The sequence below is a fragment of the Sphingomonas sp. 77B genome, from assembly GCF_056497825.1.
In genome coordinates this window covers 2,450,814-2,473,701 of sequence record NZ_JBWMBY010000001.1, presented here as the reverse complement: position 1 = coordinate 2,473,701, position 22,888 = coordinate 2,450,814, and the positions used below count along the sequence as shown (strand labels likewise).

The following is a 22,888-nucleotide window of genomic DNA, read 5'->3' as shown; positions in this document are numbered from 1 at the left end:
ATGAGCGCCCCGACCCTGACGACCGAGCGGCTGACCCTGCGCGGCCATCATCCCGACGATCTCGACGCACTGGCGGCGATGTGGGCCGATCCGGCGGTATACGGCATGATCGGCGGCAAGCCTCGCGCTCGCGAAGATGTCTGGATTCGGCTGTTGCGGTCGGTCGGGTGCTGGACCGTGTTCGGCTATGGCGCCTGGGTGGTATGCGACCGGGCGAGCGGGCAGGTGATGGGTGACATCGGCCTTCTCGAATCGCGGCGTGCGATCATGCCGGAACTGACGGTGCCGGAGGTGGGCTGGACGCTGGTCCCGGCAGCGCAGGGCAAGGGCTATGCGGGCGAGGCGATGCGTGCGGTGCTCGGTTGGGCGGAGGCGCAGGGGATCGCGCGGACCTGCTGCATCATCGATCCGGGAAATGGGGCGTCGATCAGGCTGGCGGAGAAACTGGGCTATGGCGCGTCGGTCGAGGGGGTTTATCACGACCGGAGGATTCTGATCTTTCACCGGGGATAGACACCCTCGGCCTATTCCTCCCCTTGTAGGGGAGGTGGCAGGGCGAAGCCCTGACGGAGGGGTGTCCCGCTCTCGAGAGGAGTGACACCCCTCCACCAGCTTCGCTGGTCCCCTCCCCTTACAGGGGAGGAATGGAAGGCCTTGGACCTCCGCTCTCATTTAGCGAAGTCGAAGTGCACGGGATGCGCTTGCCGAGAGGGTGATGCGTGGGCGTGGGCTTCGACTTCGCTCAGCCTGAACGGAGTTTGGTATTGGGTTCGCGCGGAGACGCGGAGTGGGTGCGCCCGGCCGACAGGCCGCTTCTCATCATCGGCGGGGCGGCGGGGGCAGCGGACGAATGGGTGGCCGACGCCGATGGGCGGGCCAACCTCTCCGCGCCTCCGCGCGAACAAAAGACCGCGCTCCGGACGTTCGCGGTTCAAGCCCCGCCCCCGATAGGGTACAAGGTCCCGGTGACGCTTGCCCTGATCCTGTCCGCCATCGCCATGACGCTGATCGTCGGTGTCCGCTATCTGCTCGCCTCGGGGGCGTTCGCGCTGGCGACCAGGTCGCGGCATCCGAACCTCTATGCCGGGCTGGACCCGCAGATCCGGCGCGAAATCTGGTGGAGCCTGGCCTCCGCCGCGATCTATGGCGTACCTGCCGGGATCGTCGCCTGGGGCTGGCAAAATCGCGGCTGGACGCAAATCTATGCCGACATCCACGCCTGGCCGCTCTGGTACTGGCCGGTCTCGGTGCTGCTGTACCTGATCGCGCACGATACCTGGTTCTACTGGACGCATCGCTGGATGCACCGGCCCGCCGTCTTCAAGGCCGCGCATGCCGTCCATCACGCCAGTCGTCCGCCGACCGCCTGGGCCGCGATGGCGTTCCACCCGATCGAGGCGGTGACCGGCGCTGTGGTAATTCCGCTACTTGTGTTCGTGATTCCGATTCACATCGGCGCACTCGGCTTGGTGCTGACCATCATGACCGTTATGGGCGTGACCAACCACATGGGTTGGGAGATTTTTCCGCGATTCCTGTGGCAGGGGCACCTGGGGGGGTGGCTCATCACCGCAAGCCATCATCAACGGCATCATGAGCAATATGGGTGCAATTATGGACTCTATTTCCGGTTCTGGGATCGACTGTGCGGCACCGACCGGGGGCTCGGGGATTTCGCGCGCGCGCATGCGCAGGCCGCGCGCCGTGCTTCTGGTGCTGGCCGCCCTGCCATTGATGAGCGCCGCGCCGGTCAGCCGTCTGGACATCGGGATCGACCAGTTGCGCTCGGCCAAGGGCATGATCCGGCTGTGCCTGACCGCCGACCCGGATAACTTCCCGCAATGCGTCGATGATGCCCGCGCGCTAACCCGCTCGGTTCCCGCCGGGCAGCGGGGCATCCGCCTCGACGGCCTGCCGCACGGCAATTACGCCGCCGCCGTCATCCATGACGAGAACAACAACGCCAAGCTCGACACGCTGGCGGGCATCCCGCGCGAAGGCTTCGGCTTTTCGCGCAATCCGGCGATCCGCTTCGGCCCGCCGCGCTTCTCGGCGGCGCGGTTCACGCTCGATTCTGTTGCCGAAACACAACAGATCAAGATGCGGTACATCTTCTGACACAATCCGCCGGAGCGAAATCGTTACCGTCGCGTTGCATTTCGGATAACTGATTCAGGGAGTTTTCCGTCTTGCGCCTTTCCTCGCGCGTTTCCGCCCCGCTGATCGCTTTGGGTGCGCTGTCCCTGTCCGTTCCCGCTTTTGCGCAGGACGCCACGGTTTCCAACAACCCCGCCGCCGCCGAAATGGCGGGGCAGCTGGGCAAGAACACCATCACCGTCGGCCTGGGCGCGGCCTATCTGCCGCGCTACGAGGGGTCGAAGGACTATTCCTTTTCGCCCGCGCCCGCTGCGCTCGCCTATATCGATGGGCATACCATCACCTATATCGGCAACCGCCTCTCGGTCGATCTGATCGGCGACAAGGCCAATCGCGACTGGGACATCCAGGCGGGGCCGATCGGCGTCGTCAATCTCGATCGCACCACCACCTCGGGGATCGGCAACCGGCAGGTCGCAGCCCTTGGCAAGATCGGCGCGGCGGTCGAGCTGGGCGGCTATGTCGGCATCGGCAAGATCGGCGTCGTCACCAGCCCCTATGACCGGCTCTCCGTCTCGGTCAGCTATCGCCATGACGTGACCGGCGTGCATGACAGCGGCATCTGGCAGCCCTCGGTCAATTACTTCACCCCGCTGTCGACCAAGGCGGCGGTCGGCCTGTTCGCGACCGCCGAACATGCCGGGCGCGGCTATGCCCGGCGCTATTTCTCGATCACGCCGGACCAGAGCGCGGCGAGCGGCCTGCCCGTCTACAACGCGCGCGCCGGGTGGAAGGACTGGTCGGTCGGCGGCCTCGCGACCTATTCGATCACCGGCAATCTGCTGAAGGGATGGAAGGTCGTCGGCGGCCTGACCTATGGCCGCGAACTCGGCAATTTCGCCGACAGCCCGATCGTGTCGCAGGTCGGCTCGCGCAGCCAGTGGCTGAGCGCGCTGGGCGTGGCGTACACATTTTAAGTCTTGATCCTCCCCGGTACGGGGAGGTGGCAGGCCGTCAGGCCTGACGGAGGGGGGCTTCGGCACAGGACGTCCTGCGCGGCAATCCCCCTCCACCACCGCTTCGCGGCGGTCCCCCTCCCCGTTCCGGGGAGGAAATTAGTTACTTCACTCCTGCGGGCATTCGCCCGGCTGGGTTACCGGAGCGCCGCCCATATACCATTGGCTGCGGTCGCCCATCGTGTCGTGGTCATGATAGCAAACCCGCGCCTTGAACGACTTCAGGTCGATCTCCACCGTCCAGTTGTTGTCGGCGCAGTCATGCGGGGTGCAGCCATGAGCGGCGATCCCCCGTTCGCCGCGTCGGAAGATCGGCACCGTCACCGCGCCGCGGGACATGATCCGCTGGACGAGTTTCTGGTCGCCGACCGCATCGTGCAGCGCGGTCGCCACCTCGGTTCGGTCGAAGAAGCTGACCCCGTCGACCGCATCGTTCGGATAATGGCCGACATAGGCGGTCAGCGGATTGACCTGCGCCACGCCCGGCATCGGAGTCGGCCTTGCCGTGCCCGGCGGGGTGAAGTTGCCGGGGGCGACATCCGAGTCGGTATCCCCACCCTGTCCCCCGCACGCCGACAGCGCAAGCAGAGCCAAGGGGGCAAGGACGGCGAAACGGCGCATGTCTCTCTCCTGACGAATCTCTTCGGTTTGGAACGCTTTGATGGTGAGGCTGGTTGCCCCTGCATGTCACACCAGTCCGCCCATGATGCCGCGCTCATCCGCTTTGTCGAGGCCCAGGCGGACAGTTTCGCCACCGCCCTGGCCGAACTCCGCAAGGGCCGGAAGCAAAGCCATTGGATGTGGTACATCTTCCCGCAGATCGCGGGGCTCGGGCGCAGTGCCACGGCGCAATTCTATGCCATCGCCGATGCGGGGGAAGCGCGGGCCTATCTGGCGCATCCGCTGCTCGGGGAGCGCCTGCATCAGGCTGTTGCCGCCGCGATCGACGCGCCCGGCTCGGTCGAGGCGATTTTCGGCGGAATCGACGCGATGAAGCTGCGCTCCTCGCTGACCCTGTTCGCCGCCGTCGCGGACGATCCCGAACCCTTTCGCCGGGGTCTGGAGCGTTTCTTCGACGGGCAGGACGATCCCGCGACGCTGGCAAGGCTCGACCAACCCGAACGGTGACGGTCGAGCCTCCACCCGGTTTACTTAATCGTGACGGGGCCGGGGCCGGTGACGCTGGCCGACTGGTCGGCGGTCAGCACGATCGTCCATTGGGTGGTGCCGTCGCACACTGCGTTCCAGGTCGGGTTGCCGTTGGTGGCGGCGGCTTCCTTCATCGCGGTGACCGACTGGCAGCTGGCGCCGCTCGGCCCCGCATCGCGGATTGCGCGGAACAGGACGCCGCGACGCTGGCCCTCGGGCAGCGCGCGGATCTTGGCGCCCAGCGTGTCCGCGCTCATCTCCGTGCCGTTGGAGGTCGCCGCCGCGGCGCTGTTATTCGCCGTCTCGGTCTTCGAGCCACATGCCGCCAGCGGCAGCGCGGCGGCCATCACGGCCATCACGGCCAGGAGAATCGTGGAACGCTGCATGGTCCAGGTCCTTTCCTATCTGGCGGCCGCGGGAGGGCGACCGTATCGCCTGCATAACGATCATCCGTGACGCCGGTTGCGCGCATTCGTCACGAACGGCAAGACAAAGTGATGAGCGATGTTCGATTGCACGAAAGCTGGCTGTCGGTGCTGCAGCCCGAGTTCGACGAGCCCTATATGAAGGCGCTGAAGACCTTCCTGGCCGAGGAGCGCACCGGCGGCCAGCGTGTCTTCCCCCGCCCGTCCGAGTGGTTCCGCGCGCTCGACCTGACGCCGCTCGACCAGGTGCGCGTCGTCATCCTGGGGCAGGACCCCTATCATGGCGAGGGGCAGGCGCATGGCCTGGCCTTCTCGGTCCAACCCGGCGTCCGCCCGCCGCCCAGCCTGGTCAATATCTACAAGGAGATGGCGACCGATCTGGGCATCGCGCCGCCCGGCCATGGCCTGCTCGACCATTGGGCGCGGCAGGGGGTGTTGCTGCTCAACTCGGTGCTGACCGTGCGCATGGGACAGGCCGCCTCGCATCAGGGACGCGGGTGGGAGCGGTTCACCGACGCCGTGATCCGCGCCGTCGCCGCCAAGCCCGAGCCGGTCGTTTTCATCCTGTGGGGCGCCTATGCCCAGAAAAAGGCCGGGTTCGTGCGCGAGATGGGCGCGGGGCGCCACTGCGTCCTGACCTCGGTCCACCCCTCGCCCTTGTCGGCGCGGGGCGGGTTCTTCGGATCGAAGCCCTTTTCCAAGGCCAATGCGTTTTTGGTCCAGCATGGCCGGGAGCCGATCGACTGGGCACTGCCGCCGCTATCCTGACTCCTCTGTTCCGATGGGGGCGCACCATCTGTAATCGCACTGGCATCATTTGGCGCAAGCGAGCATAGCGCGCACCATTCCACCGATCAGGACAAGGATTTCGGGCGATGGCCGACGATGAATATGTGTATGACGAAGCGACCGGCGAATGGATCAGCGCGGCCGACGCCGCCGCCAAGGCCGGTGGGGCCAGCGACGACGATGCGGTCGTGGTGCGCGACTCGGTCGGCAATGTGCTGAGCGACGGCGATCAGGTGACGCTGATCAAGGACCTGACCGTCAAGGGCGCGGGCCAGACGCTGAAGCGCGGCACCCTCATCAAGTCGATCCGCCTGACCGGCGACGCGCAGGAAATCGACTGCAAGTTCGACGGGATCAAGGGGTTGGTCCTGCGCGCGGAGTTCGTACGAAAGCGGTGAAAGCGGGAGCGAACAAATGCTCCCACATTATCATGTACGTGGAGCGTACGCTTCTGGTGCGTATATTTTCCCAAGAACTTTTTTTCTTTTCTCAGGCAGATACTTAAGGAGTCTGAAGTGCACTATTAACTCAGATAAATCTTTTGAATGCCTCGAAGTGCCATTGAAAGCCAACAGGCCTATTTCAAAGCTAGTCATCTGCGACCTAATTATATTGGCATAATATGCCTTTTGCTCGTCGCTCAATATTTTATCGTTTTTTATCTTATACAAAGAGGTATATATTATTCTAAAATAGGGTGAGAAACAAAATTCAAATCTGCCGTGGATATAGTTATCATAAACCCCCGCGATAATTTTCTCGCGAATGGAGGGCTTCCCATGATGCAGCTTAAAGACCCAATGCTTAGCTTCATAATAGGCCGCCTCAATGGCATCGTGGCCAAAGACCTTTCCCACAAAGACGTATTCAGATTGTGTCTTTAAAAAAGCATCCGTCTGCTCATAAACTAATTCACCTCGCAAACTTCGCATAAGATCCAAAAGCTTGAAAAAATTTTCTTCGAAGCGAGACAGGTGCTGATCTCTCTTTTGATCCTCGATTGAGAGATATTGCAAATATAATGTCGCAGCTACGGCACTAGCCCCGATTGCACCTACTAATGCGTTAAAACCGCCAAAGGAATCTCCCCATGCACCAGCCGCTGTTGTCCCAGCTGGTACACCCTCATCAGACGGACCTATTGCACCGCCCCATACCGCCCAAAAGTGGGATGTAGCGCCCCACAGCATCCACACCACAACGACGCCAAAAATCAAAAATATGAAGATTAAAGGCAAACGGATTTTTGCCTTTAATCTAGAAAAAAGCGCTGTGCTAATCTTACCATCCATTATATGTGCTCCATTGAAACAATGGAGCACTATTTAATAAAAATTTATGCCCATTAAATCGTAAATTTTAAAAATTCGCCGGAAGGTAAACCTCCCCGCCCTTCTCGCGGAACTTCTCGCTCATTGCCTGCATCCCCGCCTCGGCGTCCTCGGCCGCGACGAAGGTTTCGACCGGGGCATTCTGCTTCGCCGCAAATTCCCGAACCTCCTGCGTGATCTTCATCGAGCAGAATTTCGGGCCGCACATCGAACAGAAATGCGCGGTCTTGGCGCCCTCGGCGGGCAGCGTCTGGTCGTGGTAGGATTCTGCCGTGTCGGGGTCGAGCGACAGGTTGAACTGGTCGCGCCAGCGGAACTCGAAGCGGGCGCGTGACAGCGCGTCGTCGCGCATCTTGGCCGCCGGGTGGCCCTTGGCGAGGTCGGCGGCGTGGGCGGCCAGCTTGTAGGTCACCACGCCGACCTTCACGTCGTCGCGGTCGGGTAGGCCCAGATGCTCCTTGGGCGTGACGTAGCAGAGCATAGCCGTGCCGTACCAGCCGATCATCGCCGCGCCGATGCCGCTGGTGATATGGTCGTAGCCCGGCGCGATGTCCGTCGTTAACGGCCCGAGCGTGTAGAAGGGCGCCTCGCCGCACGCCTCCAGCTGCTTGTCCATATTCTGCTTGATCTTGTGCATCGGCACATGGCCCGGCCCTTCGATCATCACCTGCACGTCCTGCGCCCAGGCGCGCTTGGTCAGCTCGCCCAGCGTGTAGAGCTCGGCGAACTGCGCCTCGTCATTGGCGTCGGCGATCGCGCCGGGGCGCAGGCCGTCGCCCAGCGAATAGGCGATGTCATACGCCTTCATGATCTCGGTGATCTCGTCGAAGCGTTCGTAGAGGAACGACTCCTTGTGATGCGCCAAGCACCACTTCGCCATGATCGAGCCGCCACGCGACACGATGCCGGTCACGCGCTTGGCGGTCAGCGGGATATAGGGCAGGCGCACGCCCGCATGGATGGTGAAATAGTCCACGCCCTGCTCGGCTTGTTCGATCAGCGTGTCGCGGAAAATCTCCCAGGTCAGCTCCTCGGCGATGCCGCCGACCTTTTCCAGCGCCTGATAGATGGGGACCGTGCCGATCGGCACCGGCGAATTGCGGATGATCCACTCGCGCGTGTCGTGGATGTTGCGGCCCGTCGACAGGTCCATCACCGTATCGGCGCCCCAGCGGATCGACCAGACCAGCTTGTCGACCTCGGACGCGACATTGGAGGCGACCGCCGAATTGCCGATATTGGCGTTGATCTTGACCAGGAAATTGCGGCCGATCGCCATCGGCTCGGATTCAGGGTGGTTGATGTTGTTGGGGATGATCGCCCGGCCGCGCGCCACTTCGTCGCGGACGAATTCGGGGGTCACGTAATCGGGGATCGAAGCGCCGAAGCTCTCGCCGTCACGGACATATTCGCGCAGCATCTCGCGGCCCAAATTCTCGCGGGTCGCGACATATTCCATTTCGGGCGTGATGATGCCGGCCCTCGCATAGTGCATCTGGCTGACGTTCATGCCGGGCTTGGCGCGCAAGGGGCGGTTCAGCCCGGTGCGCGGGAATTGCGGCACGCCGCCCGAACGGTCGGGGCCGAGCTGGCCGTTATCCTCGGGGCGGATCTCGCGGCCGTCATAGGCCTCGACATCGCCGCGCCCCTCGATCCAGTTCCGGCGGATCTGCGGCAGTCCCGCCATGATGTCGATGCGCGCGGTGGGATCGGTATAGGGGCCGCTGGTGTCGTACACGCGCAGCGGCGGCTCGCCCGAAGACGGATCGAGATGGATTTCGCGCATCGCGACGTTCAGCGGGCCGACGTGAATCTTCGTCGAGCCACGGATCGGGCCGGTGGTCACGCCAATTTCGGCCTTTGCGGGGATATCTGCCATAGTCGTCCACTCCATGCGGAGGAAACGGACCATGAGAGATGGGGCCGCTCCCTCCCTACGCCGGTGTCAGCCGGATCAGGTTCAGCGGGTCGGGGGCTCTTGCCCCCCTCTCAAGCGCAGGCCAGCGCTCCCCCGGGGATGGACCCTGCATAAGCGGTTTCGCGGCGAAGCAGAAGGGGTTTCGCGCAGGCGACGCGACCACAAAAAAGGCCCCGACCGGCCAGGGGACTAGCGACCGATCGGGGCCAAGGACCCTTGGGAGGGAGAGGGTTATCCGCTGGCGGCGCTGGTGCGGACGTTGCCGTTCAGGCCGCCGGGGAAGAAGCCGCCGCCGGTCACCGCCGCCTTGTTGAGATAGACGACGTTCAGCACCTGGCCCGGCGTGCGGACAAAGGCGATGGCGTTGCTGTCGGCGGGGACGATATTGGCCACCTGCGTCCCGTTGACGGTCGCCACGATGCCCTGGTCGAGATCGGTCGACCCGTCCAGGCTGTCGCGGGCGTCCGAGATCTTGCCCGCATTGGTGATGAGCGCCGCGTTGCTCAGCCCCTTGCGGTACAAGGTCGTGCGGACCAGACCGGCATGATAGGCCTCGGCCGCGTGGATGCCCGCCGCCGCCTCGATATAGGTCTTGTTGGTCAGCAGGGTGACGCCGCCCATATAGGCAGTGACGCCGACATCCTCGAACAGGAATGCGCCCAGCAGGAAATTCTCGTCCGAGGCATAAGGGTCGAAGGTCGATCCGCTGGCAATCACGCCCGCCGCGACCGCCGCCGCCGTGAACGCGCCGCTGGCGTCGCCCGACAGGTTGATCGAAGGCTGTGCCACCGCCGCACTGCCCAGCGCGGTGCGCAGGAAGTTGACATGGGCGATCTCATCATAGGCGATCTCGCGCGCATATTGCGCGACGATCGGGTCCTGGAACTGGACCTGACGCGGCTGGCCCGCGCCATTGGTGGCGCTGGTGTTGATCGCGACCGTGCCCTGCGTGCCCGTGCCGCCCAGCGACGACGTCGGCAGGCCGGTGCCGAACGCGGCATAGCTGTAGAATTGCGCTTCCAGATATTCGAGCTGGAGCGCGAAGTTCAGCACGTCGGCGTCGGTCACCGAGCCCGTCGGCGTGGTGGTGGGCGTCGGGGTGGGCACGACGATGACGTTGTCGCCGTCTCCGTTACAGGCGCCCAGCATCGCCAGGCCGCCGACCGCGCCGGCCCCGGCGGCCATGCGCATGAAACTGCGACGATCGGATCGGCGCTTGGCGGCGGCTTCTTCGATGACGTCGAGAATGAAGCGTTCTTCGCTCATAATGCAAATCCTCTCCAAAGGAGGAAAAAGGGGATCAGTTCGCCACGCTGGCGCGCAGGTTGCCGTTGACGCCGGCGGGGAAGAACCCGCCCAGCGTGGCGGCCGCCTTGTTCAGGTACACGATGTTGAGCACCTGGCCGGGCGAGCGACTGAACGCGATGCCGTTCGTATCAAGCGGCACGATGTTGGACACCAGCTGGCCGTTGATCGTGGACCGAGCGATCCCCTGGTCGAGGTCGGTCGAGCCGTCCAGGCTGTCGCGCGCGTCCGAAATCTGGCCCGCAGCGGTAATTAGCGACGGCTGCGGGTTGGTCGGATCATAACCGCGTGCATAGAGCGTCGTGCGAACGATCGCGGCGTGATAGGCCTCGACCGCCAGGATGCCCGCTGCCGCCTGGAGGAAGGTCTTGTTGCTGATGAGCGGCGAGGCGCCCTTGTAAGCGGTGACGCCGACATCCTCGAAGATATAGGCGCCCAGCAGGAAAGCGGTGGGCGAGCTATAGGGGTTGAAGGTACCGCTGGTGATGACGCCCGCCGCCAGGGCCGCCGCCGTGAACGGGCCATTGGCGTCGCCCGAGATGTTGATGGCCGGTTGCGCAACCGCCGCGCTGCCCAGCGCGGTGCGCAGGAAAGCAACGTGCGCCGCCTCGTCCGCCGCGATCTCGCGAGCATATTGGCCGACAATGGCGTCGTCGGCGCTGCCGGTCGCGAAATTGACCTGCTGGCCGCCGGTCACGGCGCCTTGCGTGCCGGTGCCGGTCAGCTGGTTGGCGGCCAGCCCCGTGCCGTTGGCGGCATAGGCATAGAACTGCGCCTCGAGATATTCGAGGTTCAGCGCAAAATTCAGAATGTCGGTGTCGGTGACCGTCGACTGGGCTCCGGCCTTGCCCGCCAGCGAGAAGGCGGTCACACCCGCCGCCGCAGCACCCATCGCCGTCTTGAAGAATTCGCGCCGCAGGTTGCGGCGCTCGACCCGCGCGTCGAACGCGTCGAGCAGTTGTGCGCTTTCCGTCATCATGCTCCTCCCGATCAGGAACCTGCGAAGAGTTCTTCTGTTATAGCGAAACGATCAGAAGTACTTTTCGCGGGGGCCGAGCCGATGGCTTCGTGTTCAAGCGAAGCCTTTGCCAAACCGGATCGACAACGCCACGCCCCCGCAAAAAGACGCATCAATTTAACAAAAATTACGTTTAGATCCCTGAATCGCGCCGAAACGGTCAGGGGGCAAGGCGAGCCGATTGCGCTTCGGCCAGATACACCGCGAACAATTCGTCCGGATCGCTCCACTGGGCGATCGGCGTCCAGCCGCCTGCGCGCAGCAGGATCTTGGCGTCACGGGGGCCATATTTGTGGCTGTTCTCGGTATGGATGGTCTCACCCGACGCCATGGCGAAGGGGCGCCCCTCGATGGTGAAGTCGACATCGCGCTCCGCCGCCAGGTGCATCTCGATCCGCGAGCGGTCGTCGTTCCAGATCGCGCGGTGGCGGAACGCGTCGACCGGGATGGTGCCGTCCAGCTCGCGATTGATCCGGTCGAGCAGGTTGCGGTTGAACGCCGCCGTCACGCCCTGCGCATCGTCATAGGCGGGAACCAGGATTTCGCTGGGCTTGGTGCGGTCCATGCCGATCAGCAGCATCGCCCCCTCGCCCAGCGAGCCGCGCATCGCACGCAGCAGGTCGGTCGCCATGGCGGGCGTCATGTTGCCGATGGTCGAGCCGGGGAAGAAGCCCAGCTTGGGCGCGTCCGCCACCATCGCGGGCAGCGTCAGCGGGCGCATGAAATCGCCCTCCAGCGGATGGATGGGCAGGTCCGGGAACGCCTGTTGCAGGCCGCGCGCCGATTCCCGCAGGAAGTCGCCCGAAATGTCGATCGGCACATAGGCCGACGGCTCGACGCAGCGCAACAGCACCGGCGTCTTGGTCGACGAGCCCGAACCGAACTCGACGACCGCACGGCCCCGGCCGACATGCGCGACCAGATCGGGGCACATGGTCTTCAGGATCGCGGTCTCGGCGCGGGTCGGATAATATTCGGGCAGATCCGTGATCGCCTCGAACAGCTCGGACCCGCGACGGTCGTAGAACCAGCGCGCGGGGATGGCGCGCGGACGACGCTCCAGCCCGGCGAGGACGTCGGCGCGAAAGGCAGGGTCGGCGAGCGACATCTGGCCGTCCTCAATCTCGGGCTTCAGCATGATTACAGGTCCTTTGCCAGGCGGACGCCGGTGAATTGCCAGCGCTGATGAGGGTAGAAGAAGTTGCGGTAGCAGGCGCGGGCATGGCCGCGGGGTGTCGCGCAGCTGCCGCCGCGCAGGACGAACTGCCCGTTCATGAACTTGCCATTATATTCGCCGACCGCGCCCTCGACGGGGTGGAAGCCGGGATAGGGGCGATAGGCGCTGCCGGTCCATTCCCAGACATCGCCGAAAAAGGCCGGGCCGCCCGAGGATGGACGCGGTTCGATCGCACCGGCGCGGTCCAGCTGGTTGCCTCCCGATGCGTCATGCGACGCGGCCGCCGCTTCCCACTCGAACTCGGTCGGCAAGCGTGCGCCCGCCCAGGTGGCGAAGGCGTCCGCCTCGTAGAAGCTGACATGCGTGACCGGCGCGGCGGGGTCGATCGCGCGACGTCCGTCAAGCCCGAACCGGGTCCAGCCGCCGTCGCGCTGTTCCCAATAGAGTGGTGCTGCGATGCCCTCGCCCTTCACCCAGGCCCAGCCGTCCGACAGCCAGAGCCGTGCATCATGATAGCCGCCATCGTCGATGAATTGCATCCATTCGGCGTTGGTGACGGTGCGGTCGGCGATGGCATGGCCCTGCAGCAGCGCCTGATGACGCGGCCCTTCGCAGTCGAAGGCAAAACCCCGTCCGTCATGCCCCACGTCGACGATCCCGGCCCGCCCCTCGATCCAGCCGATCGGGGCGGGCATCGCGACCGGCGCCTTGGGCTCGGGCGCGTACAGCGCGGGTTCGAGCGGGTTTTCGGAGAACAGGTGCAGGATGTCGGTGACGAACAGCTCCTGATGCTGTTCCTCGTGGTGACAGCCCAATGCGACCAGCTCCAGCGCCGCCGCGGGCACATCGGGCAGTGCCGCCAGCAGCGCGGCATCGACGTGCGCGCGGTAGGCCCGCACCTCGTCCAGAGTCGGGCGGGTAATCATGCCCCGGCGGTGGCGCGCATGCCGCTTTCCCTCCGCCTCGTAATAGCTGTTGAACAGGAACGGAAAGCGCGGGTCGTGCAAGCCGTAACCCGGCACATGATCGCGCAGCACGAAGGTTTCGAAGAACCAGGTCGTATGCGCCATGTGCCATTTGGCGGGCGAGGCGTCCGGCATCGACTGGACGGTCGCATCGGCGTCTGACAGCGGCTCGGCCAGCGCCAGGGTCAGGCCACGTACTGCGGCATAGCGCGACGCGAGATCGCCAGCGGGTTTTGGGGCAGACTTCGAGGCCGCCGCGGAGGACGGGACGAGGGTCGACATTGGGCGCTCCCCGGGATTGCGGGAAACGCGGTCGGCCCTTTACCGTACCATGCGCGCCCCTCCTGGAACCCAAAGAACGTCCGATGCGCCGTTTTTGTTCATCGTGCGTGCCGCAACAAAAAGCCAATCGGACAAACGGTTGAGGTAGGCGAGCGCGGGCGGGTTGATCGCCTCCTGCCCGGCCAGCGCGACGGTCGCGCGCTCGGCCCGCCGGGCGATGGCACGCGCCAGATGCAGATGCGCCGACGCCGCACTGCCGCCGGGCAGGATGAAGCTGGTCAGCGGCGACAGCGATGCGTTCATCGCGTCGATCTCCGCCTCCAGCCGCGCGACCTGTTCGGGGACGATGCGCAGCGCGCCTTCGATCTCTCCGGGGGTCGCGAGATCGGCACCCAGGTCGAACAGGTCGTTCTGGATCATCGTCAGCCGCTCGACCAGCGGCCCCTCGACCGACAATAGCGCCACGCCGATCGCGCTGTTCGCCTCGTCCACCTCGCCGATCGCGATCATGCGCGGCTCGGCCTTGGAGCGGCGCGATCCGTCGACCAGCCCGGTCGTGCCCTCGTCGCCGGTGCGGGTGTAGATTTTCGTCAGCTTGACCAAGGGATCAGGTCCGCCCCGCCATGAACAGCAACAGCACGACGACGGTGATCGCCAGCGCCTGGAAGAAGATGCGCTGCTGCATCATCCGGTTGGATTTCAGCTGCGACGCGGTCGGCCCCTCGCCCTTCGCCTCCGCCGTGGCTTCCTGAAGGAAGGTGATGATGCCGCGCACCAGCGCGACGACGGTGGCGAGCATCGCCGCGATCAGCAGGATGACGAGAAACGTGGTCATGCCCGGAGCTTACGCCTCTGCCAGCCGAAATCCAGCGGGAAGGATATTGCGGCGCAGCGCATCGGCCAGCGCGCGGCCGTCCTCCCCCGCGTCGCGCATCGCCGCCAGCGCGGGCGCGCCGTGCCGCTTGGCCAGACGCTGCCCGTCCGCATCGACGATCAGCGGGTGGTGATGGTAAAGCGGCGTCGGCAGGCCGAGCAGCGCTTGCAACAGCCGGTGGACGTGGGTGGCGTCGAACAGGTCGACGCCGCGAACCACGTCGGTCACGCCCTGCGCGGCATCGTCGACCGTCACCGCCAGATGATAGCTGGCGGGCGCATCCTTGCGCGCCAGAATGACGTCGTCATGGGACAGCGGATCGGCAACGACCAATCCCGCATATTCGTCCTGCCAGGTCAGCGGCCCGGCCCGCTCCACCGCCCGCGCCATGTCCAGCCGCCAGCTATGCGGCTCGCCCATTCGTGCGGCACGGGTTTCGTCCGACAGATGGCGACACGTCCCCGGATAAAGCGGCGTCGCTCCATGCGGCGCGGACAGGCTGGCGGCGATCTCGGCACGGGTGCAGAAACATGGATAGAGCAGGTCGGTCAGCCGCGCCTGCGCCGCCGCGTACAGGTCCAGCCGCTCGGACTGGAAGGACAGCGCGTCCCATTCCAGCCCCAGCCATTCCAGGTCGAGAAGGATGGCATCGACATGCTCGGGCCGACTGCGGGTGCCGTCGATATCCTCGATCCGCAGCAGGAAGCGCCCGCCGCCCGCCCGCGCCAGATCGTGCGCACGCACCGCCGACAGCGCATGGCCCAGATGCAGCCGCCCGGTCGGGCTGGGCGCGAAACGCGTAGTGCGCGGCGCTCCGTTCATCGCCCACCCCCTTGACCGCGATTCCAATCCCATGCTGTCATAGCCATGTCACGCGCCTGCGCGAAGAGCGTCGGCGTACATCGATGGGAGGAGCTGTGTTTCATCCCGACTTGATCCGACACCCGGACAGTTGTCCGGCGCTTGTACTGAATGCGGACTATACGCCGCTGTCCTATTATCCGCTGTCGGTCTGGCCCTGGCAGACCGCGGTGAAGGCCGTGTTCCTCGACCGGGTGGATATCGTCGCCCATTATGAGCGCGAGGTGCGCAGCCCGACCGCCAAGGTCAAGCTGCCCTCGGTCATCGCACTGAAGCAATTCGTGAAGCCGTCGCAATTCCCGGCCTTCACCCGCTTCAACCTGTTCCTGCGCGACCGTTTTTCCTGCCAATATTGCGGATCGCACCGCGACCTGACCTTCGACCATGTCATCCCGCGCGCGCAAGGCGGCCGGACCACCTGGGAAAATGTCGTCACCGCCTGTGCACCCTGCAACCTGAAGAAGGGCGGACGCACGCCCCGCCAGGCCGCGATGCCGCTGCATATCGAGCCGATCCGCCCGACAAACTGGCATTTACAGGAACATGGGCGCAGCTTCCCGCCCAATTATCTGCATGAAACATGGCACGACTGGCTCTATTGGGACGTTGAGCTGGAAGCGTAACGAAGCCGGGAGTGTCGAATGCGTGGATGGGCAAGGGGCCTGACGAGCCTGGGACTGATGGCACTGGCCGCCACTACCGCGGCTTGTGGCAAGAAGGCGGAAAACCGCGCCGAGGCCGACCGCGCCGCCGCCAAGGCGGGCTTCGTGCCGCCCTCGGTCACCAGCCGCATCGACTTCGGCAGCATGATGGCGCGCCGCTTCCGCGAACTGGACCGTGACGGCAACGACATCATCACCGCCGACGAAATGCCCACGACCAATTCGCGCCTGTGGGAACTGGACCGCAACAAGGACGGCGAGATCACCGAGAGCGAGTTCTTCGAGGGGATGCTCGCCCGGTTCGACCGCATGGACCTGAACCGCGACGGCACCGTGACGTCGGAGGAACGCGAAGCCTCGCGCACCGAACGCCCCGCGGCGCCGACCAACCCGGTCGCGACGGGCGCGGGTGCGACCCCGCCGGGGAATGCGAACTGAGGCAATCGTACCCCCGTCAGCGTCAGGGCCGTTGCTTCGGCCCTCGGAGCCGCGCAAAACGATGACTACGGCATAGCGTCGACGGAGCGGGGGACCATGAAAGCAATCATGTTGGGGGCGAGCCTCATCGCTCTGGCATCGTCCCCAATAGGAGCGCGCCAGCCTGCCTCCTCCCGGATCGCGCAGGTCGAACATGGGCTGACATCCGCTGTCATCCTTGCCGACGCGCCGGTGCCGCGCCGCACGATCGCCGCCGAAATGGCGCGACTTCATATTCCGGGGGCCAGCGTCGCCGTGCTGCACGACGGGGCGATCGCCTGGGCCAAGGGTTATGGCGTCACGCGCGCGAAGGGGGTGCCGGTCACGCCCGACACGCTGTTCCAAGCCGGATCGATCAGCAAGCCGGTGACGGCGCTCGCCGCGTTACGACTGGTCGAGCAGCATCGACTGATGCTGGACGCCGACGTCAACGATCGGCTCAAGGCGTGGAAACTGCCCGTGCCGCCGGGGCAGCACGTCACGCTGCGGCAATTGCTCGGCCATGTCGCGGGAACGACGGTGCATGGCTTTCCCGGCTATGCGGCGGGGCAACCCGTACCCGATATCGACGCGGTACTGGCCGGGCGCCCACCCGCCAATACCAAGCCGGTCGTGGTCGACACGCCGCCGGGCAGGGTCTGGCGCTACTCGGGCGGCGGCTACACCGTTGTCCAGAAGCTGATCGAGGATGTCACGGGGCGCTCCTTCGCCGCCGTGCTGCGCGACGAAGTGCTCCAGCCTGCGGGCATGACCGACAGCAGTTTTGCCCAGCCTCTGCCCGCGACGCGGCGCGACTGGGTGGCTTGGCCGCATGACGGCACCGGAAAGCCCGTCGAGGGTGGTCCGCACACCTATCCCGAACTGGCAGCGGCCGGTCTGTGGAGCACGCCGAGCGATCTTCTGCGCTATGCCATCGCGGTTCGCAACAGCGCGCGGGGGATGACGGGCACCCTGCTCGCGCCATCGACTGCGACGGCCATGCTGACACCCGGCAAAGGCGATTATGGCCTGGGGCTGGAGGTTCACGGCCCGGCGTCGGATCGCCGCTTCTCGCATGGTGGCAGCAATGCGGGGTATGAGAATTTCCTGGTCGCCTATACCGGCTCCGGTGACGGCGTCGCCGTCATGACCAATGGCGCGCAGGGTAATGAGCTGGCCATGGAGATCACCCGCAGCGTCGCCGCCGCCTATGGCTGGCCCGACTATCGCAGCATCACCCGCCGGAGCGCGCCGATCGACGTTGCGACGCGCAAACGCCTGACAGGCACCTACACCGTGCCCGGCCTGGGGTCCTTCTCGATCTTGGCGCAAGGAACGGGGCTGGCGCTGTCGCTCAAGGAAGGCGCGAGCGAACCACTCTATGCCTCGACGGGGAACAGCTATTTCATCCTGTCGTCGGATCTTGTCCTTCATCTGGACCGGAATGGTCCAGACGTTCGGGGGCGTATCGTCACCGGCCCGTTCGACGTACCGTTTCAAAAAGACGCGAGCACCGCGCCCTGACGCAACTTCCTGCGTAGATCGCAATACGATATTATACCAAAATTACCAGCTTCATTCGGTTGACGTGCCTCCTATTGCGTTGCAGCAATGGCGGCCATGACGACCTTGCCTCCTATCGCCAACAATGCCGACATCCGCTTTCTGGGCGCACAGCTCGGCGATGTGATACGCCGCTATGGCGGCGACGCGCTGTTCGAGGCGACCGAGGCCATTCGCCGCGCCTCGGTCGATCGCTATCGCGGGCTGGGCGAGGACGGGTCGGTCGACCTTCAGCTCGAACGCCTCGCGCTGGACGAGACGCTGGATTTCGTGCGCGGCTTCATGCTGTTCTCGATGCTCGCCAATCTGGCCGAGGACCGGCAGGGCATCGCGCGCGAGCCCGCCGCCGATATCGCCGATGTGCTGGAGACGCTGGCCGGACAGGGCATTGACCGGGACGCCGCGATGGAACTGCTCGCGCAGGCGCTGGTCGTCCCCGTGCTGACCGCGCACCCGACCGAGGTACGGCGCAAGAGCATGATCGACCACCGCAATCGCATTGCCGAACTGCTGGCGATGCGGGACGCGGGCCGCACCGTCACACCCGACGGCGACGATGTCGAGGCGGCGATCGGTCGCCAGATCGCACTCCTCTGGCAGACGCGCGTGCTGCGCCGTGAGCGGCTGTACGTTACCGACGAGGTGGAGACGGCGCTGTCCTATTTGCGCGACGTGTTCCTGCCGGTGCTGCCCGCGCTCTACCAGCGCTGGGACAAGGCGTTCGGCACGCGCGTGCCCGCTTTCCTGCGTCCCGGTTCGTGGATCGGCGGCGACCGCGACGGCAATCCCTTCGTTACCGCCGAGTCGCTGACCACCGCGCTCGCGCAAGCGGCGGACGCGGTGTTGACCCATTATTGCGAGGGCGTCCACGGGCTGGGCGCCGAGCTGTCCATCTCGACCGGCCATGCCCAGGTGGACGAGGCGGTGCTGGCGCTGGCCGATGCCAGCGGCGACGAGGCGCTCAGCCGCTCGGACGAGCCCTATCGCCGTGCCCTGTCGGGCATCTATGCGCGCCTCTCCGCCACTCACCAAAAGCTCACGGGCAAGACCCCGCCCCGCCCCGGCCGCCTGACCGGCGAGCCCTATCCCGATCCTAAGGCCCTACGCACCGATCTGGTTGCGATCGCGCGCGGGCTGGCGGCGCAGGGCGACGGTGCGCTGGCCGGCGGCGGCGCGCTCGGGCGGCTGATCCGCGCGGTCGAGACCTTCGGCTTCCATCTCGCCACGCTCGACCTGCGGCAGAATTCGGCGGTGCATGAGCGCGTCGTCGCCGAACTGCTGAAGGTCGCAGGGGTCGAGCCGGACTATCTGGCGCTGGACGAGGAGGCGCGCGTGGCGCTGCTTCGCCGCGAGCTGGCCAATGCCCGGCCGCTGTTCAGCCACTATGCCGACTATTCGGACGAGACCCGATCCGAGCTCGCCATCGTCCAGGCCGCCGCCGATGCGCATGCCAAATATGGCCCGAAGTGCATCACCAATTACATCGTCTCGATGGGCAAGTCGGTGTCCGACCTGCTCGAAATCAACCTGATGCTGAAGGAATTCGGCCTCTACCGCCCCGGCGAGCCCGCCACCGCCGCGATCATGGCGGTGCCCTTGTTCGAGACGATCGAGGATCTCGAGGCAGGCCCCGAGATCATGCGCGCCTATTTCGCGCTGCCCGAGATCGCCGCCATCGTCCGCGCTCGGGGGCATCAGGAGGTGATGATCGGCTATTCGGACTCGAACAAGGACGGTGGGTACCTGACCTCCACCTGGTCGCTGTCCAAGGCGTCGAGCGCCTTCCGCCCGGTCTTCGAGGAAGCGGGCGTCCGGATGCAGCTGTTCCACGGCCGTGGCGGTGCGGTCGGGCGCGGCGGCGGCAGCGCCTTTGCCGCGATCCGCGCCCAGCCGCACGGCACGGTGCAGGGCCGCATCCGCATCACCGAACAGGGCGAGGTGATCGCGGGCAAATATGGAACCCGCGACTCGGCGCTGACCAACCTCGAAGCGATGGCCTCCGCCACCTTGCTTGCCAGCCTGGAGCCGGATCGGCTGTCGGCGGCGGACACCGCGCGCTTTACCGCCGCGATGGAGCAGCTGTCGGCCACCGCCTTCACCACCTATCGCGATCTGGTCTACGGCACCGAGGGTTTCCGCACCTTCTTCCGCCAGATGACGCCGATCGCGGAGATTGCGGGCCTGAAGATCGGCAGCCGCCCGGCCAGTCGCAAGAAGTCCGACGCGATCGAGGATCTGCGCGCCATTCCCTGGGTGTTCAGCTGGGCACAGGCGCGCGTCATGCTGCCCGGCTGGTTCGGCGTCGGCACCGCCATCGCACAATTCGAGGACAAGGCGCTGCTCGCCGAGATGGCGAAGGAATGGCCGTTCTTCGCCGCCACCCTGGCCAATATGGAGATGGTGCTCGCCAAGTCCGACATCGGCATCGCGCGGCGCTATGCCGGGCTGGTCGAAGATGCGGGGATGCGCGACGCGATCTTCGGGCGCATCCATGACGGCTGGCACCGCGCGCGCGACGGACTGCTGACCGTGACCGGGCAGACGCGGCTGCTGTCCGACAATCCCGCGCTGGAGGCGTCGATCCGCCTGCGCCTGCCCTATATCGAGCCGCTCAACCTGCTCCAGATCGAGCTGATGAAGCGCCACCGCGCAGGCGAGGACGATCCGCGCATCGGCGAGGGCATCCTCCTCTCGATCAACGGCATCGCCACGGCGCTTCGGAACAGCGGGTAAGATGGCCGACGTCGTCGTTCACTACGAAGGCGGGCTGCGCTGCCATGTGACGCATCCCGGTAACGGCGCGGTGCTGGTCCTGGATGCCTCGCAGGAACTGGGCGGGCGCGGTGAGAATTTCTCGCCCAGCGACCTGTTATCGGTGTCGCTGGGCGGCTGCGTGCTGAGCATCATGGCGATGGCGGGGCGCGTCGCCGGGCTGGAGCTGGCGGGCGCGACGGCGACCGTGGCCAAGGAGATGGGCCACGCCCCGCGCCGGATCACGACACTGGCCGTGACGGTGCGGGTGCCGGGGCGGTACGATACCGCGCAACGCAAAAGGCTGGAAGCAGCGGCGGCGGCCTGCCCGGTTCATGCCGTGCTGGGCATCGACGCGCCGATCACGATCGTGTGGGACGAAGACTGACGCTGTTCCATTCCTCCCCTGCAAGGGGAGGGGGACCATGCGCAGCATGGTGGAGGGGTGTCACCGCCTGCCGTGACACCCCTCCGTCAGTCCTTCGGACTGCCACCTCCCCTTACAGGGGAGGAATGGATTTTACGGCCTCTTGTCCCGCGCCTCCTCCGCCGTGAACCCCTCGACCATCGCGCGGAAGGTCGCCTCGGCCACGTCGGGGCTTACCCCCGCCAGCGTCGCCTTGGCCCGGATTCGCGTCAGAATCTGGCGGATGCGTGCCTCGTCCCGCACGGTCGCGGCGGAGGTCTTGAACCGTCCCGCCTGCGCGACATAGCGCGACCGCTCGGCCATCAGGCGCAGAATCTGGTCGTCGATTCGGTCGATGTTGGTACGAACCTCGCCCAGCGTTCGGCAGCAAGGCGTAGTTTGCTCCTGCGCGGAAAGGGGCGTGGGCAGCAGGACGGCGAGAAGCGTGGTGCAGGCGAGCAGACGCATCAGAGCATCTCCGGCATAGGGCAGATATCTGGACCGATACGGCCACATTTTTGACCCGGCCAGTGACATCGCCGTCACGCTCGGGGAGTGATCCGATTCCTCCCCTGCAAGGGGAGGGGGACCAGCGAAGCTGGTGGAGGGGTGTCACTCCTATCGAGAGCGGGACACCCCTCCGTCAGGCCTGTGGCCTGCCACCTCCCCTTCCAGGGGAGGAGTGGGTTGGACGATCGGCCTACCCCGCCCGGTTGCGCTCGGCCTGTTCCATGAACGCCGCCATCGCACGGTCCCCCGGCACATCCGACGCAGCCAGTCCGGCGATCACGCCGCGCCGGTTGGGCTCGGGATGGTGCTGAGCGATCTTCCATACGCCCTCCAGCCGCGTGACATGGAGGATCAGGCCGACGATGCCGCGCTGCAGCCCCGCGATAAAGTCCGCAGGCGCATCGTCCATCGACCAGGGTTCGGCCTGCCCCGCTTCCTTTCCTTGCGTCAGTCGCGTCAGATGCGCCGACCGCCAGTCGGGATCGCGCGTTACAGACAATCTCCCCTGTGCCTGCACCACCACGTAATTCCAGGTCGGCACCACCTTTCCGTGCTCGCGCTTGGTCGGATACCAACCGGGATGGACATAGGCGTGCGGCCCCTGAAAGATCGCCAGCGCCGCCGTGCCGTTCTCGGCCAGCCGCCACAGCGTTTTGGCGAGCGCGACATGTCCTTCCAGGACCAGTGCCTCTTCGTCATGCGTCGCGATCATCGGCAATGACACCGCCTCGGGCACGCCGTCGCGCACCACGACCAGCGAGGCGAGGCCGATCTCCGCCACCGCCTCGAGCAGCACATCCTCGCGCGTTTCACGAAAAGCACGCGGCGGATAACTCATGTCAGCGCCAAGGCCCGCTCGCCGCGTTCGTGCGCGAGCAGCCACTGCTTCACCGCCAGCCCGCCCGCAAAGCCGGTCAGCGTGCCGTTCGCGCCGATGACACGGTGGCACGGCGTCACGATCGACAGGGGGTTGCGTCCGTTCGCCCCCCCCACCGCGCGCGATGCACCGGGCCGCCCGATCGCGGCGGCGAGTGCGGCGTAGCTGCGCGTCTCGCCGTAAGGAATGGCGTTCAGGCCGGTCCACACCGCCCGTTGGAAATCGGTGCCGACAGGATCGAGCGGCAGGTCGAACGCGCGGCGCTCCCCCGCGAAATATTCGGCCAGCTGACGCACCGCCTCGGCCAGCACATCATGCGCCGGATCGTCGCGCCGTTCGGGCAGCGTCACCCGCCCCGCCCTCTCCTCGGCCCACAGGATCGCGCGCAGGCCCTGCTCGCTCGCCACGAGGGTCAGTTCGCCCACCGGCGAGGCCATGGTGCATTCGCTCAACATG

The 22,888-nt window shown here is 65.7% G+C and carries 26 protein-coding genes and 1 riboswitch; of the genes, 12 read left to right on the top strand and 14 right to left on the bottom strand.

Annotated elements, in window-relative coordinates:
• From AC1GI4_RS11675 to AC1GI4_RS11660, 4 genes are all read left to right on the top strand, one after another.
• A complete protein-coding gene (locus AC1GI4_RS11675) occupies positions 1-513 on the top strand; it encodes a GNAT family N-acetyltransferase (RefSeq protein ID WP_479629607.1) in 513 nt (170 codons plus the stop codon).
• Between the two features lie 485 nt (positions 514-998).
• Positions 999-1,832 carry a sterol desaturase family protein gene (locus AC1GI4_RS11670; RefSeq protein ID WP_479630396.1) on the top strand — a complete coding sequence of 278 codons (834 nt, stop codon included), beginning with the start codon at positions 999-1,001 and terminating at the stop codon, positions 1,830-1,832.
• Positions 1,735-2,118 carry a DUF2141 domain-containing protein gene (locus AC1GI4_RS11665; RefSeq protein ID WP_294268548.1) on the top strand — a complete coding sequence of 128 codons (384 nt, stop codon included), beginning with the start codon at positions 1,735-1,737 and terminating at the stop codon, positions 2,116-2,118. The genes AC1GI4_RS11670 and AC1GI4_RS11665 overlap by 98 nt, the downstream gene beginning before the upstream one ends.
• A gap of 71 nt (positions 2,119-2,189) precedes the next feature.
• Complete coding sequence (locus AC1GI4_RS11660; RefSeq protein ID WP_433909158.1) at positions 2,190-3,074, top strand: MipA/OmpV family protein; 885 nt, start codon at positions 2,190-2,192, stop codon at positions 3,072-3,074.
• Positions 3,075-3,221: 147 nt separating this feature from the next.
• Here the strand turns inward: AC1GI4_RS11660 and AC1GI4_RS11655 are convergent, their stop codons facing one another.
• Positions 3,222-3,734, bottom strand: a complete 513-nt coding sequence (locus AC1GI4_RS11655) for a hypothetical protein (RefSeq protein ID WP_479629606.1) — start codon at positions 3,732-3,734, stop codon at positions 3,222-3,224.
• A gap of 63 nt (positions 3,735-3,797) precedes the next feature.
• Between AC1GI4_RS11655 and AC1GI4_RS11650 the strand changes: the two genes are divergently transcribed.
• Positions 3,798-4,241 carry a DUF1810 domain-containing protein gene (locus tag AC1GI4_RS11650; RefSeq protein ID WP_479629605.1) on the top strand — a complete coding sequence of 148 codons (444 nt, stop codon included), beginning with the start codon at positions 3,798-3,800 and terminating at the stop codon, positions 4,239-4,241.
• 20 nt (positions 4,242-4,261) lie between these two features.
• Here AC1GI4_RS11650 and AC1GI4_RS11645 read toward each other — a convergent pair whose 3' ends face one another.
• On the bottom strand, positions 4,262-4,648 hold the full coding sequence (locus tag AC1GI4_RS11645) for a hypothetical protein (RefSeq protein WP_479629604.1): 387 nt from the start codon (positions 4,646-4,648) through the stop codon (positions 4,262-4,264).
• Between the two features lie 111 nt (positions 4,649-4,759).
• On the opposite strand from AC1GI4_RS11645, the gene ung reads away from it, so the two are divergent.
• Together ung and AC1GI4_RS11635 are read left to right on the top strand one after the other, a co-directional pair.
• A complete protein-coding gene (gene ung / locus AC1GI4_RS11640; RefSeq protein WP_479629603.1) occupies positions 4,760-5,455 on the top strand; it encodes a uracil-DNA glycosylase in 696 nt (231 codons plus the stop codon).
• Positions 5,456-5,562: 107 nt separating this feature from the next.
• Positions 5,563-5,874 carry an alkylphosphonate utilization protein gene (locus AC1GI4_RS11635; RefSeq protein WP_479629602.1) on the top strand — a complete coding sequence of 104 codons (312 nt, stop codon included), beginning with the start codon at positions 5,563-5,565 and terminating at the stop codon, positions 5,872-5,874.
• Between the two features lie 30 nt (positions 5,875-5,904).
• Here the strand turns inward: AC1GI4_RS11635 and AC1GI4_RS11630 are convergent, their stop codons facing one another.
• The 9 genes from AC1GI4_RS11630 to gluQRS all read right to left on the bottom strand — a co-directional run bounded on the left by AC1GI4_RS11630 (position 5,905) and on the right by gluQRS (position 15,168).
• Positions 5,905-6,768 (bottom strand): putative phage abortive infection protein, encoded by an 864-nt coding sequence (locus AC1GI4_RS11630; RefSeq protein ID WP_479629601.1) that lies wholly within the window; start codon positions 6,766-6,768, stop codon positions 5,905-5,907.
• 67 nt (positions 6,769-6,835) lie between these two features.
• Positions 6,836-8,686: a phosphomethylpyrimidine synthase ThiC gene (gene thiC, locus AC1GI4_RS11625; protein ID WP_479629600.1), complete on the bottom strand. Its 1,851-nt coding sequence runs from the start codon at positions 8,684-8,686 to the stop codon at positions 6,836-6,838.
• 48 nt (positions 8,687-8,734) lie between these two features.
• A riboswitch (TPP riboswitch) is annotated at positions 8,735-8,825 on the bottom strand.
• Positions 8,826-8,956: 131 nt separating this feature from the next.
• On the bottom strand, positions 8,957-9,991 hold the full coding sequence (locus AC1GI4_RS11620) for a ferritin-like domain-containing protein (RefSeq protein WP_479629599.1): 1,035 nt from the start codon (positions 9,989-9,991) through the stop codon (positions 8,957-8,959).
• A gap of 34 nt (positions 9,992-10,025) precedes the next feature.
• On the bottom strand, positions 10,026-11,006 hold the full coding sequence (locus tag AC1GI4_RS11615) for a ferritin-like domain-containing protein (protein ID WP_479630395.1): 981 nt from the start codon (positions 11,004-11,006) through the stop codon (positions 10,026-10,028).
• A 202-nt stretch (positions 11,007-11,208) separates the two neighbouring features.
• Positions 11,209-12,186 (bottom strand): L-histidine N(alpha)-methyltransferase, encoded by a 978-nt coding sequence (gene egtD / locus AC1GI4_RS11610; RefSeq protein ID WP_294275293.1) that lies wholly within the window; start codon positions 12,184-12,186, stop codon positions 11,209-11,211.
• A gap of 2 nt (positions 12,187-12,188) precedes the next feature.
• Complete coding sequence (gene egtB, locus AC1GI4_RS11605) at positions 12,189-13,472, bottom strand: ergothioneine biosynthesis protein EgtB (protein WP_479629598.1); 1,284 nt, start codon at positions 13,470-13,472, stop codon at positions 12,189-12,191.
• 39 nt (positions 13,473-13,511) lie between these two features.
• Entirely contained in the window at positions 13,512-14,075 is a 564-nt protein-coding gene (locus AC1GI4_RS11600) for a cob(I)yrinic acid a,c-diamide adenosyltransferase (RefSeq protein ID WP_294275295.1), read from the bottom strand.
• A gap of 4 nt (positions 14,076-14,079) precedes the next feature.
• On the bottom strand, positions 14,080-14,307 hold the full coding sequence (locus AC1GI4_RS11595) for a twin transmembrane helix small protein (RefSeq protein ID WP_042485175.1): 228 nt from the start codon (positions 14,305-14,307) through the stop codon (positions 14,080-14,082).
• A gap of 9 nt (positions 14,308-14,316) precedes the next feature.
• Complete coding sequence (gene gluQRS / locus AC1GI4_RS11590; RefSeq protein WP_479629597.1) at positions 14,317-15,168, bottom strand: tRNA glutamyl-Q(34) synthetase GluQRS; 852 nt, start codon at positions 15,166-15,168, stop codon at positions 14,317-14,319.
• A 95-nt stretch (positions 15,169-15,263) separates the two neighbouring features.
• Between gluQRS and AC1GI4_RS11585 the strand changes: the two genes are divergently transcribed.
• From AC1GI4_RS11585 to AC1GI4_RS11565, 5 genes are all read left to right on the top strand, one after another.
• Positions 15,264-15,830 carry an HNH endonuclease gene (locus AC1GI4_RS11585; protein ID WP_042485172.1) on the top strand — a complete coding sequence of 189 codons (567 nt, stop codon included), beginning with the start codon at positions 15,264-15,266 and terminating at the stop codon, positions 15,828-15,830.
• 18 nt (positions 15,831-15,848) lie between these two features.
• Entirely contained in the window at positions 15,849-16,307 is a 459-nt protein-coding gene (locus AC1GI4_RS11580; protein WP_479629596.1) for an EF-hand domain-containing protein, read from the top strand.
• Between the two features lie 96 nt (positions 16,308-16,403).
• Entirely contained in the window at positions 16,404-17,849 is a 1,446-nt protein-coding gene (locus AC1GI4_RS11575; RefSeq protein ID WP_479629595.1) for a serine hydrolase domain-containing protein, read from the top strand.
• Positions 17,850-17,945: 96 nt separating this feature from the next.
• Complete coding sequence (ppc, locus tag AC1GI4_RS11570) at positions 17,946-20,621, top strand: phosphoenolpyruvate carboxylase (RefSeq protein ID WP_479629594.1); 2,676 nt, start codon at positions 17,946-17,948, stop codon at positions 20,619-20,621.
• Position 20,622: 1 nt separating this feature from the next.
• Positions 20,623-21,027 carry an OsmC family protein gene (locus AC1GI4_RS11565; protein ID WP_479629593.1) on the top strand — a complete coding sequence of 135 codons (405 nt, stop codon included), beginning with the start codon at positions 20,623-20,625 and terminating at the stop codon, positions 21,025-21,027.
• 132 nt (positions 21,028-21,159) lie between these two features.
• Here AC1GI4_RS11565 and AC1GI4_RS11560 read toward each other — a convergent pair whose 3' ends face one another.
• The 3 genes from AC1GI4_RS11560 to AC1GI4_RS11550 form a co-directional block, all read right to left on the bottom strand.
• Positions 21,160-21,513, bottom strand: coding sequence for a chorismate mutase (locus AC1GI4_RS11560; RefSeq protein WP_479629592.1), 354 nt, complete (start codon positions 21,511-21,513; stop codon positions 21,160-21,162).
• Positions 21,514-21,745: 232 nt separating this feature from the next.
• Positions 21,746-22,393 (bottom strand): FMN-binding negative transcriptional regulator, encoded by a 648-nt coding sequence (locus AC1GI4_RS11555; protein WP_479629591.1) that lies wholly within the window; start codon positions 22,391-22,393, stop codon positions 21,746-21,748.
• Complete coding sequence (locus tag AC1GI4_RS11550) at positions 22,390-22,887, bottom strand: methylated-DNA--[protein]-cysteine S-methyltransferase (protein WP_479629590.1); 498 nt, start codon at positions 22,885-22,887, stop codon at positions 22,390-22,392. Before AC1GI4_RS11550 ends, AC1GI4_RS11555 begins: the two co-directional genes overlap by 4 nt.
• Position 22,888 lies beyond the last annotated feature (1 nt).

Coding starts and splice junctions, on each gene's coding strand:
- AC1GI4_RS11555 (WP_479629591.1), bottom strand. CDS start 22,393: ATGAGTTATCCGCCGCGTGCTTTTCGTGAAACGCGCGAGGATGTGCTG.
- egtB (WP_479629598.1), bottom strand. CDS start 13,472: ATGTCGACCCTCGTCCCGTCCTCCGCGGCGGCCTCGAAGTCTGCCCCA.
- AC1GI4_RS11655 (WP_479629606.1), bottom strand. CDS start 3,734: ATGCGCCGTTTCGCCGTCCTTGCCCCCTTGGCTCTGCTTGCGCTGTCG.
- AC1GI4_RS11575 (WP_479629595.1), top strand. CDS start 16,404: ATGAAAGCAATCATGTTGGGGGCGAGCCTCATCGCTCTGGCATCGTCC.
- AC1GI4_RS11565 (WP_479629593.1), top strand. CDS start 20,623: ATGGCCGACGTCGTCGTTCACTACGAAGGCGGGCTGCGCTGCCATGTG.
- AC1GI4_RS11580 (WP_479629596.1), top strand. CDS start 15,849: ATGCGTGGATGGGCAAGGGGCCTGACGAGCCTGGGACTGATGGCACTG.
- AC1GI4_RS11630 (WP_479629601.1), bottom strand. CDS start 6,768: ATGGATGGTAAGATTAGCACAGCGCTTTTTTCTAGATTAAAGGCAAAA.
- AC1GI4_RS11620 (WP_479629599.1), bottom strand. CDS start 9,991: ATGAGCGAAGAACGCTTCATTCTCGACGTCATCGAAGAAGCCGCCGCC.
- AC1GI4_RS11595 (WP_042485175.1), bottom strand. CDS start 14,307: ATGACCACGTTTCTCGTCATCCTGCTGATCGCGGCGATGCTCGCCACC.
- ung (WP_479629603.1), top strand. CDS start 4,760: ATGAGCGATGTTCGATTGCACGAAAGCTGGCTGTCGGTGCTGCAGCCC.
- AC1GI4_RS11675 (WP_479629607.1), top strand. CDS start 1: ATGAGCGCCCCGACCCTGACGACCGAGCGGCTGACCCTGCGCGGCCAT.
- AC1GI4_RS11665 (WP_294268548.1), top strand. CDS start 1,735: ATGAGCGCCGCGCCGGTCAGCCGTCTGGACATCGGGATCGACCAGTTG.
- AC1GI4_RS11550 (WP_479629590.1), bottom strand. CDS start 22,887: ATGTTGAGCGAATGCACCATGGCCTCGCCGGTGGGCGAACTGACCCTC.
- egtD (WP_294275293.1), bottom strand. CDS start 12,186: ATGCTGAAGCCCGAGATTGAGGACGGCCAGATGTCGCTCGCCGACCCT.
- gluQRS (WP_479629597.1), bottom strand. CDS start 15,168: ATGAACGGAGCGCCGCGCACTACGCGTTTCGCGCCCAGCCCGACCGGG.
- AC1GI4_RS11615 (WP_479630395.1), bottom strand. CDS start 11,006: ATGACGGAAAGCGCACAACTGCTCGACGCGTTCGACGCGCGGGTCGAG.
- AC1GI4_RS11650 (WP_479629605.1), top strand. CDS start 3,798: ATGTCACACCAGTCCGCCCATGATGCCGCGCTCATCCGCTTTGTCGAG.
- AC1GI4_RS11670 (WP_479630396.1), top strand. CDS start 999: ATGACGCTGATCGTCGGTGTCCGCTATCTGCTCGCCTCGGGGGCGTTC.
- ppc (WP_479629594.1), top strand. CDS start 17,946: ATGACGACCTTGCCTCCTATCGCCAACAATGCCGACATCCGCTTTCTG.
- thiC (WP_479629600.1), bottom strand. CDS start 8,686: ATGGCAGATATCCCCGCAAAGGCCGAAATTGGCGTGACCACCGGCCCG.
- AC1GI4_RS11635 (WP_479629602.1), top strand. CDS start 5,563: ATGGCCGACGATGAATATGTGTATGACGAAGCGACCGGCGAATGGATC.
- AC1GI4_RS11560 (WP_479629592.1), bottom strand. CDS start 21,513: ATGCGTCTGCTCGCCTGCACCACGCTTCTCGCCGTCCTGCTGCCCACG.
- AC1GI4_RS11645 (WP_479629604.1), bottom strand. CDS start 4,648: ATGCAGCGTTCCACGATTCTCCTGGCCGTGATGGCCGTGATGGCCGCC.